The organism is Tenacibaculum sp. (genome assembly GCF_048269885.1).
GTDB lineage: Bacteria > Bacteroidota > Bacteroidia > Flavobacteriales > Flavobacteriaceae > Polaribacter.
This window is the reverse complement of record NZ_JBLWTZ010000004.1, coordinates 209,742-225,185: the sequence shown is the minus strand read 5'-3', so window position 1 is coordinate 225,185 and position 15,444 is coordinate 209,742. Positions and strand designations below refer to the sequence as shown.

Here is a 15,444-nt window from a genome sequence, read left to right as displayed (position 1 = left end):
TTTGTATTTTTGATGTTTATAAAATCATGTCAAAATGAGAAAAATTCAAATGGTTGACTTACAAAGTCAATATCAAAAAATAAAAGATACAGTTGATACTTCAATTCAAGAGATTCTAAATTCTTCAGCATATATTAACGGACCGTACGTTCATGGATTCCAAGCAGATTTAGAGAATTATTTAGGCGTTAAACACGTAATTCCATGTGCCAATGGTACCGACGCTTTGCAAATAGCTATGATGGGCTTAGGTTTAGAACCAGGTGATGAAGTAATTACTGCTGACTTTACATTTGCTGCAACAGTTGAAGTAATTGGTTTATTAAATTTAACACCTGTTTTAGTTGATGTTGAACCAGATACTTTTAATATTGACATTGAAGCTTTAAAAAAGGCAATTACCCCTAAAACAAAAGCTATTGTTCCTGTTCATTTATTTGGACAATGTGCTAACATGGAAGCTATTTTAGAGATTGCTAAAGAACACAATTTATTTGTAATAGAAGATAATGCCCAAGCCATTGGAGCAGATTATACTTTTTCTAACGGAACGAAGAAGAAAGCAGGAACTATGGGTGATGTTGGTACTACCTCTTTCTTCCCTTCTAAAAACTTAGGTTGCTATGGTGACGGTGGTGCGATTTTTACCAATAATGATGAATTAGCGCATACACTTCGAGGAATGGTTAACCACGGAATGTACAAGCGTTATTACCACGATGTTGTTGGAGTAAATTCTCGTTTAGATTCTATTCAGGCTGCTGTATTAAAAGCAAAATTACCTTTATTAGATGGTTATTGTGATGCACGTAGAAAAGCTGCTAACTATTATTCAAATGCGTTTGCCAATAACCCAAACATCGTTACACCTACTATAAGTAATTTTACAACACATGTTTTTCATCAGTATACATTGAGAATTACCAATGGAAAACGCAATGAGTTGCATCAGTACTTATTAGACAACGGAGTTCCAAATGCTATTTATTATCCTGTTCCACTACATGCACAAAAAGCATATCAAGATGATCGATACAATGAAGAAGATTTCACGGTAACCAACCAATTAATAAATGAAGTTATTTCATTACCAATGCATACCGAATTAGATGAAGAACAATTAGCGTTTATTACTAAAACTGTGAATGATTTCATTCAATAATTCAGGCTGAAACCTTATGGATCAAAAAATTAAAACCTTAAAAATTATCCATCTTGCTTTAGTTGCTGGAGTTACTCTTGCATTTACAATTCTGGGGAATTTTAAAACCATCTTTGATATGGTGATTGATAATTCGTCTTTATTCTATGCCTTTATTCCTGCAATAGCTTACGTTACTAGTAACTTCATGTTTAAAAACATATTGAGAAAAATTCAAAATGATACTAGCAATGATGAAAAGCTTGCAATTTATCAAACCGCTTCTATAGCTAGATGGGCTATTATTGAAGCTGCCTGCTTTTTGATGTTAATTTTAAAACCTGATTTTTTACTGTTAGGAGTAATCTTGTTAATTTATTTAATTCTCTTAGCACCCAAAAAAACACAAATATTCCAAACCTTAGACATCAGAAGCTAAGGTTTCTTATATAAAAAGACAAAAAATCACTCATTTTTGATTATTTTTAATCAGTTTTGAGTGATTTTTTATTCATTTTAGTAAAAAACAGCTTTTTTACACTTCTAATTTGTGAATTGTTTCTGCTTCTTGTTATCATATTCTTAAAATAGCACACTTCTAATTTAAGAACGTGTATTTATGAACTGATTTTTAATATTTTAACCATTATTAATTGGCATTACACTTTAAGCTTTTTAACTTTGTACCCTAATTAAATGATACTAGAATAATGAAATTGATTAAAATTAAAAGAGAGACACGTTTAGAAAAACGATTTTCAAGAAAAATGGGTAAGTTACACACCAATGTTACTTACATAAAAAAAATGTTTTTAAATATTATACCAATAGAAACGGTACACAAATACAGAGAAACCTACTATGGGGAAATTAAAGATTGTGAAGATTGTGTTTTAGCTAGGTAACAACTTTCCTTCTCACAAAACAAAAATCCCGTTCTTTTCGAACGGGATTTTTATATTAAAATATTATAATTACGATTTACGCTAAAGAAGCACCACTAGCAGCTACACTTCTATCTATTTTACGCATTAATCCTTGTAAAACTTTCCCTGGGCCAACTTCAACAAATTCAGTACCTCCGTCGGCAATCATAGCTTGTACGCATTGTGTCCATTTTACCGGAGCTGTTAATTGTGCTATTAAATTTTCTTTAATTTCAGTAGGATTTGTTACTGCTTTTGCAACCACATTTTGGTATACTGGACACATAGGTTCATTAAATGTAGTTTCTTCAATCGCTGCTGCTAACTCCTCACGAGCTGGTTCCATCATTGGTGAGTGAAATGCTCCTCCTACAGGTAAAAGCAATGCTCTTTTAGCACCCTTTTCTTTTAATACTTCACATGCTTTTTCAACGGCTTCAATTTCTCCAGAAATCACTAATTGTCCAGGACAGTTATAATTTGCTGCTACTACTACTCCTTCAATCGAAGCACAAACTTCCTCAACTACAACATCTTCTAAGCCTAACACTGCTGCCATAGTAGACGGTTGAACTTCACATGCTTTTTGCATTGCCAAAGCACGTTTAGAAACCAATCTTAACCCGTCTTCAAAAGACAATACACCATTGGCAACCAATGCTGACAACTCTCCTAAAGAATGACCTGCTACCATTTCTGGTTTAAAATCGTCTCCTAAAACCTTCGCTAAAATTACTGAATGTAAAAAGATAGCTGGCTGTGTAACCTTGGTTTCTTTCAATTCTTCAGCAGTACCTTCAAACATTACGTCGGTAATACTAAATCCTAATATATTATTGGCTTTTTCAAAAAGTTCTTGAGCTAAGGGAGAATTTTCATATAAATCTAACCCCATTCCTGTAAATTGAGCTCCTTGACCTGGAAAAATATACGCTTTCATTTGTTTGTTTTGTTGTTTATTTACCCCTGCAAACATACAACTTTTAAAATTACTATCTTCGTTTTATGACTGTACAACAAAAATCCCAAGCACAACTTATCTACCTAATTTTAGCTTCGTTATTTATAGCCTCCCTAGTAACTTCAAACCTTATTTTTCAGAAGTTTTTTTATTGGGAGCCTTTTAATTTATTTCGTTTTGAAGTATCTGTTGGAATACTTCCTTACCCTATTACTTTTTTAATTACAGATATTCTTTCTGAAATTTATGGAAAGAAAAAAGCCAATCAAGTTGTTGTAGCAGGTATTTTTGCTTCCTTTTTTTCTATGATAATCATTTTAGTAGCTGATTATGCTCCTGCGATTGATAGCTCGCCTATTGGTAATGAAACCTTTACCAAAGTTTTTGGACTTTCACCGTTGGCAGTATTAGCATCTATGCTAGCTTACTTAACTGCTCAGTTTATAGACATTCGTATTTTTCATTTTTGGAAAAGATTGACGAAAAGCAAACATTTATGGCTTCGCAATAATTTTTCTACCTTTTTATCACAATTTATAGATACTTTTACCGTATTATTTTTATTGAGTTCTTTTAAAATACTTCCTTGGCCTATTTTTGGCAGCCTTTTACTTAGCGGTTTTTTATTCAAAATCATTATAGCAGCGCTTGACACTCCTATTTTGTATGTTATTGTATATTGGTTTAGAAAAAAGTTCGGCTTGCAAATGGGAGAAGAAATCACAGAATTTTAATCTAACACTACTATGTTAAATAAGTCTTTTTATAGAATTTTTAAAGAGCATTTTTCACTCTCAGAAACACTTGCCATTCATCTAAACTTAGTTGCAAACCTTGTTGTATTTGGAATTTTAGGTTATATCCTATTCAAAATTTTTAGATATGTTGGTAGGAGAACAGTTAATAAAATGGCTGCAAAAACATCAACTAGTTTTGATGATATGCTTATTAAAAACAAAACCTTTTTAAACCTTTCTAGAATTGTTATTCTTACTATTGTTTTTAATTTTTTAAAAGATATTCTAGTCGATTTCCCTAACTTGTTTACCTATGCAGAACGTATTGCTACCATTGCTATTATTTTTGCAATTGTTTGGTTTATACGTAGTGTTTTATTAAGTGTTAAAGACTTTCTTCGCACCACCAATGCTTTTAAAGACAAACCTTTAGAAAGTTATGTGCAAATTTTTATGGTAATCATGTGGCTCATTGCTGCTATATCATCTTTTTCTGTATTAACAGGAAAACCTTTAATCCGATTTTTAACTGCATTAGGAGCTTTTTCAGCAGTATTGTTATTAATTTTTAAAGATACCATTCTTGGTTTTGTATCTAGTATTCAGGTGGCGGTAAACGATACTGTTAGAATTGGAGATTGGATTACCATGGAAAAATATGGTGCCGATGGTGATGTGGTTGAGATTAATCTTACTTCGGTGATTATTAGAAATTTTGACAACACAATATCTAGTATCCCTACTTATTATCTAACGTCCGATTCTTTTAAGAACTGGAGAACGATGAATACTTCAGGCGGTAGACGCATAAAACGGTCAATTTTAATTAAAATAAATAGTATTCACTTTCTTAGTGATGAAGATATAGAGCGCTTTAAAAAGATTGAATTAATTTCTGACTACATTGAAAAAAGCAGCAACGAAGTTAAAAAATATAACGAAGAAAACAATGTTGACAAATCTCTGATATTAAACGGTAGAAATCTTACTAATTTTGGATCTTTTAGAATCTATTTAGATAAATACATTGAAAATCACCCAAAAATTAACCAAGATATGCTGCTAATGTCTCGTCAGTTAGAACCCACCCCTAATGGGATTCCGCTAGAAATCTATGCCTTTAGCAGGGAAAAAAACTGGGTAGACTATGAACGAGTTATGGCTAATATTTTTGATCATATTTTAGCTTCAGTAAAATATTTTGATTTGGAAGTTTTTCAAAACCCCTCAAGTATTGATATTGCTAACTTGAAAGAAGCTAAAGAAAGTGAATAACACCATAGGTACCTCTTTATGGCACATAGCCATCCAAAAATTTAAACGCAGCAAAACGGGGGTGCTTAGTTTTTGGTATGTTGTATTATGCGGATTTATGGCTGTTTTTTGTTATGCTTTAGCTCCAGACAACAGCAACTCTGCTAATCAAATGCATTTAGAAATTCATTCTAAACCTCCTGGTTTTTCTGTTCAACTACTAAGCATTCCTTCAAAAGTAAAAAACCAACAATCGTGGTTTTCTGTTTTGATGGAAGGAAAACAAAATTTATCAACAGAAATCCCTATACAATCGTTTTCTGTTAGCAACAATGAGTTAGAAGTTATTAAATACTCCGATGGTTTACCAAAAGAGTTTCCCGCTTCCTATGAACAATACATCCAGCAAAAAACATTTTATTTAGGAACAGATAAATACGGTCGTGACTTGTTAAGCAGGTTACTAATTGGTGCTAGAATTTCATTTTTTATTGGGTTTATAGCTGTGTTTATTTCACTCTTAATAGGAATTCCTATTGGAGCCATTGCTGGTTATTTTGGAGGGAAAGTTGATGATTTCATTATGTGGCTTATTAATATAACCTGGTCTATTCCAACACTTTTATTAGTAATCGCTATTACATTAGCTTTAGGAAAAGGTTTTTGGCAGGTTTTTATTGCGGTGGGACTAACTATGTGGGTAGAAGTTGCACGTGTAGTTAGGGGCCAAGTAATTACTACCCAACAACAACAATATGTAGAAGCTGCTAAAGCTCTAGGCTTTTCTGACTTTAGAATTATTTTTAACCATATTTTACCGAATATTTTAGCCCCTATCATTGTTATTTCTGCTGCTAATTTTGCCGCTGCTATTTTAATTGAAAGCGGCTTGAGTTTCTTGGGTATCGGAGCGCAACCCCCTACTCCTTCTTGGGGTGCCATGATTAAAAATCACTACAATTACATTATTCTTGGAAAACCCTATTTAGCTATCATTCCTGGAATTGCCATTATGAGTTTGGTTATGGCATTTATGTTAATTGGAAATACACTTCGCGATGCTTTGGATGTAAAAGCTTAAAATTTGTAAATTCGCTTTCTTAAATTTTTTTGATATGAGTTTTAGTGTTGAATTTAAAACACGATGGGCAGATTTTGATGCCAACATACACATGCGTCATACCGCATACAATGATTACGCTGCTGAATTACGTTTGCGTTTTTTTAAGGAGCATAATGTAACCATCCAAGATTTTACAAAGGAAAACGTAGGGCCTATTTTATTTGAAGAGAACACCAAATTTTTGCGTGAGATACACATGGGTGAAGATATAACCGTAAACCTAAAAGTTACCGGATTGTCTAGCAAAGGAGAACGATGGAAAATTCAACATGAGGTTTTTAACGAAGCTGGGAAGCTCTCTGCTATTATCACAGTTTATGGTGCTTGGTTAGATTTAGTTAAACGTAAACTAACGGTACCTCCTGTTAAGTTTCAAGAAATTTTTAACGAGGTTGAAAAAACAGAGAACTTTAAAGAAATTGTTTTAGGTAATTAAATGAGTACTTCAAGGAAAATAAAAGTCGTTATTACCATTGTTGCTTTGCTTGTAGGTTATTGGTTACAGCAAAAAGAAGAAGCTAAAAACTCTTCTCAACCAACAACAGAAACAGCCAACAATACAACTGATAACTTCAACTACTTTCCTACCTCAACAACTGGAGTCATTATAAAACATAATGGCTACCAGTTATCGTATAGTGAAAAGCATGAGCAAGCTGAGTGGGTTGCGTATTCTTTAAATAAAAGTGATATTGTTTATACCAATCACAAACGTCCTTTTTTTATTGTTGATCCTAAAGTGAAGACAAAATCAGCAGATTGGAGAAATTATAAAAGATCTGGTTATGACAAGGGGCACTTATGTCCTGCTGGTGATAGACGTGCCTCTAAAAGTGCTCATGATGAAACTTTTTACACCTCAAACATCTCTCCTCAAAACCACGATTTCAATGCTGGAATTTGGAACAAGTTAGAACAAAAAACTCGTTATTGGGCTAAAAAATATAATCGTTTGTATGTTGTTACTGGCGGTGTTTTAGAATCTAATTTGAAAACTATAGGGAAGGAAAAAGTAAGTGTTCCTAATTATTTTTATAAAGTTTTATTAGATTATACTCAACCTGAAATTAAAGTCATTGCTTTTTTACTTCCACATAGGGAAAGCAACAAACCGCTATCTGATTTTGTAGTTTCTATTGATGAATTGGAACAAAAAACAGGTATTGATTTCTTCCCTGAATTACCTGATACTATTGAACATCCACTAGAGGCTTCTGCTAATTATAAAAATTGGAGTTTTAGGTAAAAAAACTCCTTTCCTTTTTAATATCTGTGTTTTTTCTCAAAAACATACGATAGAACAACTCCATGGCTATTTCCTAACACTGAATCGCTAAACGCAGCATTGTAGAAGTATACAAATTTTAAGTTTTTTAGAGCATAAATACCTGCTAAAAAATTAATTGAGGAACTACTTCGATAACCTGTACCTATTTCAAATTTATTTTTATAGTTAACAGCTACATTAACATCAACTTGCATTGGTGCACCTCCTTCGTATTTAAAAAAAACACTAGGTTTAATCATTACTTCCTCAAATCGATTGGTAAAAAAACGATATCCGAAATAACCATAAATAGGGTTTGATATATTTAAATCGTCTCTAGATGCTAATTTATCGCCTAAAAGATTTGGTAGCGAAACCCCTGCATAAAAATCTGCATGGTTATACAAAAACCCAACACCTACGGTTGGTACCGTTACATTCATATTTTCTGAAAACTCTATGTCGTCAGTAATTCCTAACTCTAACAGATTCTCATGAAACTGTTGAACTCCCGCTGTTAGACCAAACGATATGACATGTTCGTTATAATGCTGCCAATAAGGCCTATCAACCGCCGTATCAAAAAATATTTTATACGAATATGCAGCATATGCATTTGTATAAGTGCTTACCCCTATTTTGTCTCTTACAATAGCTCCTCCTATTCCCATTTTCTTCCTAGCTATAGGAGAATGAAAACTTAATGATAATGTTCTGGGACTTCCTTCAATACTATTTATATAACCGTAATTGCTAAGTGTAATTTCTGCCCCATCAGACATTCCTGTGTAAGCTGAGTTTATAATGAACGGATTGTAATTATACTCTGGATACAAAGCTGTCTGTTGTCCCCAATTATTCTGAAATACCATCATAAAAATAAATGGTAAAATATAGTTCCTTATCTCTTTCATCCTATCTTTTTAAAACTAAAAATCCTTCTGTTTCTGTTGATTTCCCTTCTGTTGAAATTTTTATATTAAAAAAGTATGTACCTACTGGCAACTTATCGCCTCCCATACCTGTTAGCTTATTGGCAACACCTCTAAAAACATTGAATTGGTTATCATATCCTTTTATCTGAAACACCATATCTCCCCACCTATTAAAAACAGTTACTGAATTGTTAGGATATTCTTCAATTCCTTTTATTTCCCAAAAATCATTTACTCCATCATCATTTGGAGAAAAACCATATTTAGTTTCTCCTACTAAACCTTCTTCTGTTCTAAAACTAACCTCAGAACATCCTGTAGCACTTCCTACTGAATTGTACGAAATTACCGATACATAAATTGTTGTTCCTTCTGGTAAATCACTCGCTAGTGTGTAACTCGTTCCTGTTACCATTTCATTATTTACGATATCGGTTCCACCTGAAGTAGTTCCGATTGATAGGTAATACCCATCGGCATCTGCTACCGCATCCCAGCTAATTCCGGTACTAACACTTACATTGGTCGCTCCATTGGTCGGAACTGTGATGGTCGTACAATTCGGTGCTGTTGATACTGTTTCTGTAGTGAAACTAACCTCAGAACAACCTGTAGCATTTCCTATTGAATTGTATGGAATTACCGATACATAAATTGTTGTTCCTTCAGGTAAATCACTCGCTAACACATAACGTGTTCCAAATACCACTTCACTATTTACGATATCGGTTCCACCTGAAGTAGTTCCGATTGACAGGTAATACCCATCGACATCTGCTACCGCATCCCAGCTAATTCCGGTACTAACACTTACATTCGTTGCTCCATTGGTTGGAACAGTGATTGTTGTACAATTCGGTGCTGTTGGTATTGTTTCTGTAGTGAAACTAATTTCTGAACAACCTGTAGCACTTCCTACTGAATTGTATGGAATTACCGATACATAAATTGTTGTTCCTTCTGGTAAATCACTCGCTAACACATAACGTGTTCCAAATACCACTTCACTATTTACGATATCGGTTCCACCTGAAGTAGTTCCGATTGACAGGTAATACCCATCGACATCTGCTACCGCATCCCAGCTAATTCCGGTACTAACACTTACATTCGTTGCTCCATTGGTTGGAACAGTGATTGTTGTACAATTCGGTGCTGTTGGTATTGTTTCTGTAGTGAAACTAATTTCTGAACAACCTGTAGCACTTCCTACTGAATTGTATGGAATTACCGATACATAAATTGTTGTTCCTTCAGGTAAATCACTCGCTAGTGTGTAACTCGTTCCTGTTACCACTTCACTATTTACAATATCAGTTCCGCCTGAACTTGTTCCTATTGATAGATAATATCCATCGGCATCTGCTACCGCATCCCAGCTAATTCCGGTACTAACACTTACATTGGTCGCTCCATTGGTTGGAACTGTGATGGTCGTACAATTCGGTGCTGTTGATACTGTTTCTGTAGTGAAACTAATTTCTGAACAACCTGTAGCATTTCCTACTGAATTGTATGGAATTACCGATACATAAATTGTTGTTCCTTCAGGTAAATCACTCGCTAACACATAACGTGTTCCAAATACCACTTCACTATTTACGATATCGGTTCCACCTGAAGTAGTTCCGATTGACAGGTAATACCCATCGACATCTGCTACCGCATCCCAGCTAATTCCGGTACTAACACTTACATTCGTTGCTCCATTGGTTGGAACAGTGATTGTTGTACAATTCGGTGCTGTTGGTATTGTTTCTGTAGTGAAACTAATTTCTGAACAACCTGTAGCACTTCCTACTGAATTGTATGGAATTACCGATACATAAATTGTTGTTCCTTCTGGTAAATCACTCGCTAACACATAACGTGTTCCAAATACCACTTCACTATTTACGATATCGGTTCCACCTGAAGTAGTTCCGATTGACAGGTAATACCCATCGACATCTGCTACCGCATCCCAGCTAATTCCGGTACTAACACTTACATTGATCGCTCCATTGGTTGGAACAGTGATGGTGGTACAATTGGGTACATTAACAACTGTACCTCCCGTAGTAAAACTTTCTTCTATACAGCCTGTAGCATCACCCACCTCATTGTATGGGATTATACGAACATAATGTATTCTATTTGCTTGTAGGTCTTGAGAAAAACTATACGAAGTAGTATTTCCTACATCAATACTATTCACAAGCTCTATCCCACCTTGAGTAATTCCTACACTTATTAAATACCCCGTTGCTTCTGCAATTTGATCCCAAGAAATATCAGTCTGTATTGGAACATTAATTGCACCATTTATAGGATTCACTAAGCTTGTACAACTAGGTGGCATTGGAATAAACTCTGTATTGAAAGATACTTCTCTACAGCTTATTGCCTCTCCTTCACCGTTATAAGGAGTTATCGTTACAAAAATTTCAGTGTCTTCTGGTAAATCAACTGGCAAATTATAGGTTGTACTGTTACCAACATCAATATTATTAAGAATATCTATACCACCTGAAGTAGTTCCTACTGTAAGTCTGTATCCATCTGCATTACTTATAACATTCCATTCTAAATTTGTACTTACAGGTACATCTATATCACCAGCAAGTGGTAAAGTTAAATTGGTACAATTGGGTACTGTTGATGGAGTTGTAGACAGGGTAAAACTTTCTTCTGCACAAGGTCCTACCGCATCTCCATTTTCGTTGGAAGGTACAATAGTAACATAAACTGTTTCTCCTCCTGAAAAATCTGTAGCAAATTCATAAGTGGTGGCATTCACAACAGTTTCATTTATTATGGTTCCAGATGGTTCAATTCTAATTGTTAAAGCATACTCACGTGCATACAAAACAGGCTCCCAAGTTAAATTGGTGTTTACAGGAACATCTGTTGCTCCATGTAAAGGCGCTATTAACTGTGTACATTCTGGAATAGGACAATCTAAGACATCACCTGTAAAAGACCATCCAAAATTATCCATCATTGATTGTCTTTCTTCTACAGCATCACAATAAGGAAGTGTGTTAGCTCCTAGATTTATTCCAGGTGTTAGTGTTTGTTCAGACCATGCAATAAGCGTATTGTCGTAATTCACTCTAGTAAGAGCTGTATTATCTAACATGTTTTGCATGTTGGTTACACCACTAATATTCCAATCACCTACATCTTGATTAAAAGCTGTAGCGTTATTAAACATAGCATTCATCGATACCGTATTTAACAACCATTGGTTTAAAGGTTGATTAAACAAACTTGCACCTTGAAACATTCTATCCATGTTCGTTACTGCTGTTGGCCTCCAATTATTAATAGGTTGATTAAAGTTTGTTGCACCATTAAACATATCTTGCATGGTGGTTACCCTCCTGATATTCCAGCTTCCAATAGCACCATCAAAGGCTACTGCTGATTGAAACATCCCTTGCATATTTGTTACTGATGCTACATTCCAGGAATCTAACGGTCTATTAAAAGATGTTGCTCCTCGAAACATTTCTTGCATGATGGTTACAAAAGATACATTCCAATTATTAATATCTTGATTAAATTTAGACGCTCCATAAAACATTTCAGCCATCGTTTGTGCTTCTCCTGTATTCCAATTCCCTATAGATTGGTTGAATATTTCTGCATCTTTAAACATTGCTTCAAAGTTTGTTACCACAGAAACATTCCAACTTTCTAATGGATTGTCAAAAGCAATAGCTTCTTCAAACATCGAAGGCATTAAGGTTACTGAACTTACATTCCAAGAATTTAATGGTTGATTGAAAACTGTGGCTTCTTGAAACATCTGGCTCATGTTAGCAACAGCACTTACATCCCAAGAGTTTAACGGCTGATTAAATGCTTCTGCTCTTCGGAACATCCCTGACATATTAACTACTGAGTTTACATCCCAAGAATTTAACGGTTGGTTAAACATTTGAGCATTGTAAAACATTAAACTCATGTTGGTTACATTGGTTACATTCCAATTACCTAATGGTTGATCGAATACATATGCGCTTTCAAACATCGAAGTCATATTGGTAACAGCACCTACATTCCAAGAGTTTAAAGGTTGGTTAAAGTCAACACATCTCTGGAACATTTCAGACATATCTGTAACACTGCTTACATCCCAATTATCTATATTTTGGTTAAACGCCATGTTTGAAATAAAACCATTAAACATTTCAGACATATTGGTAACATTACTTACATCCCAATTATTAAGTGGCTGGTTAAATGCTTCTGCTCTTTCAAACATACTACTCATATCTGTAACACTGCTTACATTCCAGTTATTAAGATTCTGATCAAATACTTCTGCATTCTGAAACATACCTCCCATATTAGTAACGCTTCTTGTATTCCAATTCCCTATGTCTTGATTAAACTCTACAGCACTACCAAACATGTAATTCATATTAGTAACATTACTTACATCCCAGTTATCAAGTGGCTGGTTATAAATTGAAGTTCCGCTAAACATACTACGCATGTTGGTTACCTTACTAACCTCCCAATCATTAATATTTCCATTAAACTTTCTGCACGAACTAAACATTCTTTCCATATCCGTTACATTGCTTAGATTAGGAGTATCTGTGGCATTGTACTCCATATTTGCACAACTTTCAAAAGCTTCGTACATACTTTCCCAGACTTGAGTTCCCCATTGATCTATAGATAATAATTTATCAGAGTCTCCAATAGTTTCATGCTTTGGAGAAGGAAAAGCACCAATAATACTTACTGTATAGATTCCTGGTGTAAGGTATGTGTGTGTAATATCACCTGTAACATTATGATTGTATTGTCCATCTCCCCAATCTATTGAATAGTTATACGTAAGGTATTTTGGATACCCTGAATTTGTTTCTATTCTTAACTGATTTGTTGGTGTAGTGAATGAAGATTGTATGCTTGTATCATAGGTAAGTTTAAATGCATCAGAGCTATTTGCCCAACTTTCTATTACAGTAAAACTAATTTCTTGGCAACCTGTAGCTGGCCCTTCATCGTTATATGGAACAACTGTTACATATACAGTATCTCCTGCTATAAACTCATTGGTAAAGTCTACTCCTACAACATTTCCTACATCTTCATTATTGTATATAACCTGAGAAGTGGCTCCATTTTCTCTTCTTACACTAATTCTGTATCCTGTGGCATTAGGTGCTGGATTCCAACGAATATCACTATTTGCAGGTACTTGTGTGTCACCTGCTTGCTGCATTGTTATTTGAGTACATAATACATAAGAACAGTTTACAATATCTCCTGATATAGTCCAACCATTATTATCAATTAGACTTTGTCTTTGGTTTAATGCATCACAATAATGAAGGTTCGTCGCTCCTAAGTTAATGTTGTTTTGAACTGTTTGAGTACTCCAAGCTATCAGAATATTATCGTAATTCTCTTGAGAAATACCACTACTTGACAACATATTTGTCATGTTTGTAACACTAGATATGTCCCAGCCTCCAATGTTTTGATTAAATAAAGTAGCCTGATTAAACATATGAGACATGTTTCTAGCATTTCCCGTTTCCCAACCGCTTATATCTTGATTAAAAGATCTGGCTCTATCAAACATATATTGAAAATCAGTGACCCTACTAACATCCCAACTATTCAAAGGTTGATTGAAAGCTTCTGCTTGTTGGAATATATTACGCATATTCGTAATATTGGTTACATCCCATGTATTTAAGGGTTGATTGAAAGCTTCTGTTCTTTCAAACATACTTTCTATATTGGTAAGCTTACTAAGGTTCCATGAACTAATATCTTGATTAAAAATAACAGCACCTTCAAACATTCCTCTCATACTAGTAACATTAGCTACATTCCAACTGCTGATATTTTGATTAAACCCCGAGTTATCTCGAAACATATAGTTCATGTTTGTTACCTCACTTACGTCCCAAGTGTTTATATCTTGGTTAAAAACAGCTCCCCAAATCCATCCATCAAACATACTCGACATGTTGGTTACTTTACTTACATTCCAATTATTAAGAGGCTGATTGAATGTTCTATTTCTTTGAAACATCTGCGACATATTAGTAACATTACTTACATCCCAGTTATTAAGAGGTTGGTTAAATTTCGACTCTCTAAACATTCCTGCCATAGTAGTTACATTAACTACATTCCAATTATCAATTAAATTATTGAATGCAGCTCCTTGAAATGTACTAACCATTGTGGTTACATTACTTACATTCCAATTGTTCATTGGTTGATTATACCTGTTTGTATATCTAAATGCTCCATTCATGTTTACCACACTTGTAACATTCCAATTATTAATATTTTGGTTAAAGTTAGAAGCTCCTGATAAGAAGCTCTCTAATGTAGTTACCCTCGATGTGTTCCAATTATCTATAGGTTCATTAAAATTTCTTGCATTATTAAAAGTATAGGACATATCTATTATATTAGAGGTATCCCACTGATCTAAGGGCCTGTTAAAGGTTTCACAGTCTCTAAATAATCCTGAAATATTCGTAATACTGTTTATATTCCAATGATTCATTATACCATTAAAAAGAGTACATCCTCTAAAGGTATTTTTTAGGCTAGTTGTTTGGCTCAAATCAGGTGGAGCAATGGCGTCAAAATTTAGATTTGAACATCCATAGAATGCATTTTCCATACTTTGCCATTGAAGGGTACCCCAAGACAAAATTTCAATAATTTTATCAACATCCCCCGTATTATTAAAGTAAATCGCAGGAAATGTACCGTCTATTTTAATCGTATATATTCCTTGTGTAGTATAGGTATGCGTGATATCTCCTGTTATATTTGAATCTATGTTTCCATCTCCCCAATCAACAGTATAAGAATACGTATAAGCTGAGCTGGTTGGGATTCTTATTTCATTAGCAGCAGAAGAACCCGAACTAACATTTGCTGTATTCCATAAAGAAATAAACGACTGCGAAAACAACGGGCTACTTACAATAAAAAAAAGTGTTGTAAAACTATTTCTTAAAAATTTACACATAAATTCCCTCATTCTTTTTAACCTATTTTTTTTAAACTTTTTCTTAATCAATCATTATTATTTTACAACACAACAAGTGGCGTAAAACCAC

11 protein-coding genes are annotated in these 15,444 nt (G+C 34.2%); 8 read left to right on the top strand and 3 right to left on the bottom strand.

Going from position 1 to position 15,444, the window contains the following annotated elements:
- The first annotated feature begins 34 nt into the window (after positions 1 to 34).
- From ACN0WY_RS04975 to ACN0WY_RS04965, 3 genes are all read left to right on the top strand, one after another.
- A complete protein-coding gene (locus ACN0WY_RS04975) occupies positions 35 to 1,162 on the top strand; it encodes a DegT/DnrJ/EryC1/StrS family aminotransferase (RefSeq protein WP_330488447.1) in 1,128 nt (375 codons plus the stop codon).
- Positions 1,163 to 1,178: 16 nt separating this feature from the next.
- The gene (locus ACN0WY_RS04970) at positions 1,179 to 1,580 is read left to right on the top strand and encodes an MFS transporter (protein ID WP_417799695.1); all 402 of its coding nucleotides are present in this window, start codon (positions 1,179 to 1,181) and stop codon (positions 1,578 to 1,580) included.
- 271 nt (positions 1,581 to 1,851) lie between these two features.
- A complete protein-coding gene (locus ACN0WY_RS04965; protein WP_330488449.1) occupies positions 1,852 to 2,046 on the top strand; it encodes a hypothetical protein in 195 nt (64 codons plus the stop codon).
- Positions 2,047 to 2,122: 76 nt separating this feature from the next.
- Here ACN0WY_RS04965 and fabD read toward each other — a convergent pair whose 3' ends face one another.
- Positions 2,123 to 3,007 carry an ACP S-malonyltransferase gene (fabD, locus tag ACN0WY_RS04960; protein WP_417799694.1) on the bottom strand — a complete coding sequence of 295 codons (885 nt, stop codon included), beginning with the start codon at positions 3,005 to 3,007 and terminating at the stop codon, positions 2,123 to 2,125.
- Between the two features lie 65 nt (positions 3,008 to 3,072).
- Here fabD and ACN0WY_RS04955 point away from each other — a divergent pair, with 65 nt between their 5' ends.
- The 5 genes from ACN0WY_RS04955 to ACN0WY_RS04935 are packed head-to-tail and all read left to right on the top strand — an operon-like array spanning position 3,073 to position 7,388.
- Positions 3,073 to 3,762 carry a queuosine precursor transporter gene (locus ACN0WY_RS04955; protein ID WP_417799693.1) on the top strand — a complete coding sequence of 230 codons (690 nt, stop codon included), beginning with the start codon at positions 3,073 to 3,075 and terminating at the stop codon, positions 3,760 to 3,762.
- Positions 3,763 to 3,774: 12 nt separating this feature from the next.
- A complete protein-coding gene (locus ACN0WY_RS04950) occupies positions 3,775 to 5,040 on the top strand; it encodes a mechanosensitive ion channel family protein (RefSeq protein ID WP_417799692.1) in 1,266 nt (421 codons plus the stop codon).
- Positions 5,033 to 6,100 (top strand): ABC transporter permease, encoded by a 1,068-nt coding sequence (locus ACN0WY_RS04945; RefSeq protein WP_417799691.1) that lies wholly within the window; start codon positions 5,033 to 5,035, stop codon positions 6,098 to 6,100. Before ACN0WY_RS04950 ends, ACN0WY_RS04945 begins: the two co-directional genes overlap by 8 nt.
- 34 nt (positions 6,101 to 6,134) lie before the next feature.
- Positions 6,135 to 6,578: an acyl-CoA thioesterase gene (locus ACN0WY_RS04940; protein WP_417799690.1), complete on the top strand. Its 444-nt coding sequence runs from the start codon at positions 6,135 to 6,137 to the stop codon at positions 6,576 to 6,578.
- Complete coding sequence (locus ACN0WY_RS04935; RefSeq protein ID WP_417799689.1) at positions 6,579 to 7,388, top strand: DNA/RNA non-specific endonuclease; 810 nt, start codon at positions 6,579 to 6,581, stop codon at positions 7,386 to 7,388.
- Positions 7,389 to 7,405: 17 nt separating this feature from the next.
- Here the strand turns inward: ACN0WY_RS04935 and ACN0WY_RS04930 are convergent, their stop codons facing one another.
- The gene (locus ACN0WY_RS04930; RefSeq protein WP_417799688.1) at positions 7,406 to 8,323 is read right to left on the bottom strand and encodes a PorP/SprF family type IX secretion system membrane protein; all 918 of its coding nucleotides are present in this window, start codon (positions 8,321 to 8,323) and stop codon (positions 7,406 to 7,408) included.
- Position 8,324: 1 nt separating this feature from the next.
- On the bottom strand, positions 8,325 to 15,353 hold the full coding sequence (locus ACN0WY_RS04925; RefSeq protein ID WP_417799687.1) for a BspA family leucine-rich repeat surface protein: 7,029 nt from the start codon (positions 15,351 to 15,353) through the stop codon (positions 8,325 to 8,327).
- Between the last annotated feature and the right edge of the window lie 91 nt (positions 15,354 to 15,444).

What these genes read in the sequence shown, in the direction of transcription:
- ACN0WY_RS04975 (WP_330488447.1), top strand. Translation starts at nt 35, where the DNA reads ATGAGAAAAATTCAAATGGTTGACTTACAAAGTCAATATCAAAAAATA.
- fabD (WP_417799694.1), bottom strand. Translation starts at nt 3,007, where the DNA reads ATGAAAGCGTATATTTTTCCAGGTCAAGGAGCTCAATTTACAGGAATG.
- ACN0WY_RS04925 (WP_417799687.1), bottom strand. Translation starts at nt 15,353, where the DNA reads ATGTGTAAATTTTTAAGAAATAGTTTTACAACACTTTTTTTTATTGTA.
- ACN0WY_RS04950 (WP_417799692.1), top strand. Translation starts at nt 3,775, where the DNA reads ATGTTAAATAAGTCTTTTTATAGAATTTTTAAAGAGCATTTTTCACTC.
- ACN0WY_RS04970 (WP_417799695.1), top strand. Translation starts at nt 1,179, where the DNA reads ATGGATCAAAAAATTAAAACCTTAAAAATTATCCATCTTGCTTTAGTT.
- ACN0WY_RS04940 (WP_417799690.1), top strand. Translation starts at nt 6,135, where the DNA reads ATGAGTTTTAGTGTTGAATTTAAAACACGATGGGCAGATTTTGATGCC.
- ACN0WY_RS04965 (WP_330488449.1), top strand. Translation starts at nt 1,852, where the DNA reads ATGAAATTGATTAAAATTAAAAGAGAGACACGTTTAGAAAAACGATTT.
- ACN0WY_RS04935 (WP_417799689.1), top strand. Translation starts at nt 6,579, where the DNA reads ATGAGTACTTCAAGGAAAATAAAAGTCGTTATTACCATTGTTGCTTTG.
- ACN0WY_RS04930 (WP_417799688.1), bottom strand. Translation starts at nt 8,323, where the DNA reads ATGAAAGAGATAAGGAACTATATTTTACCATTTATTTTTATGATGGTA.
- ACN0WY_RS04955 (WP_417799693.1), top strand. Translation starts at nt 3,073, where the DNA reads ATGACTGTACAACAAAAATCCCAAGCACAACTTATCTACCTAATTTTA.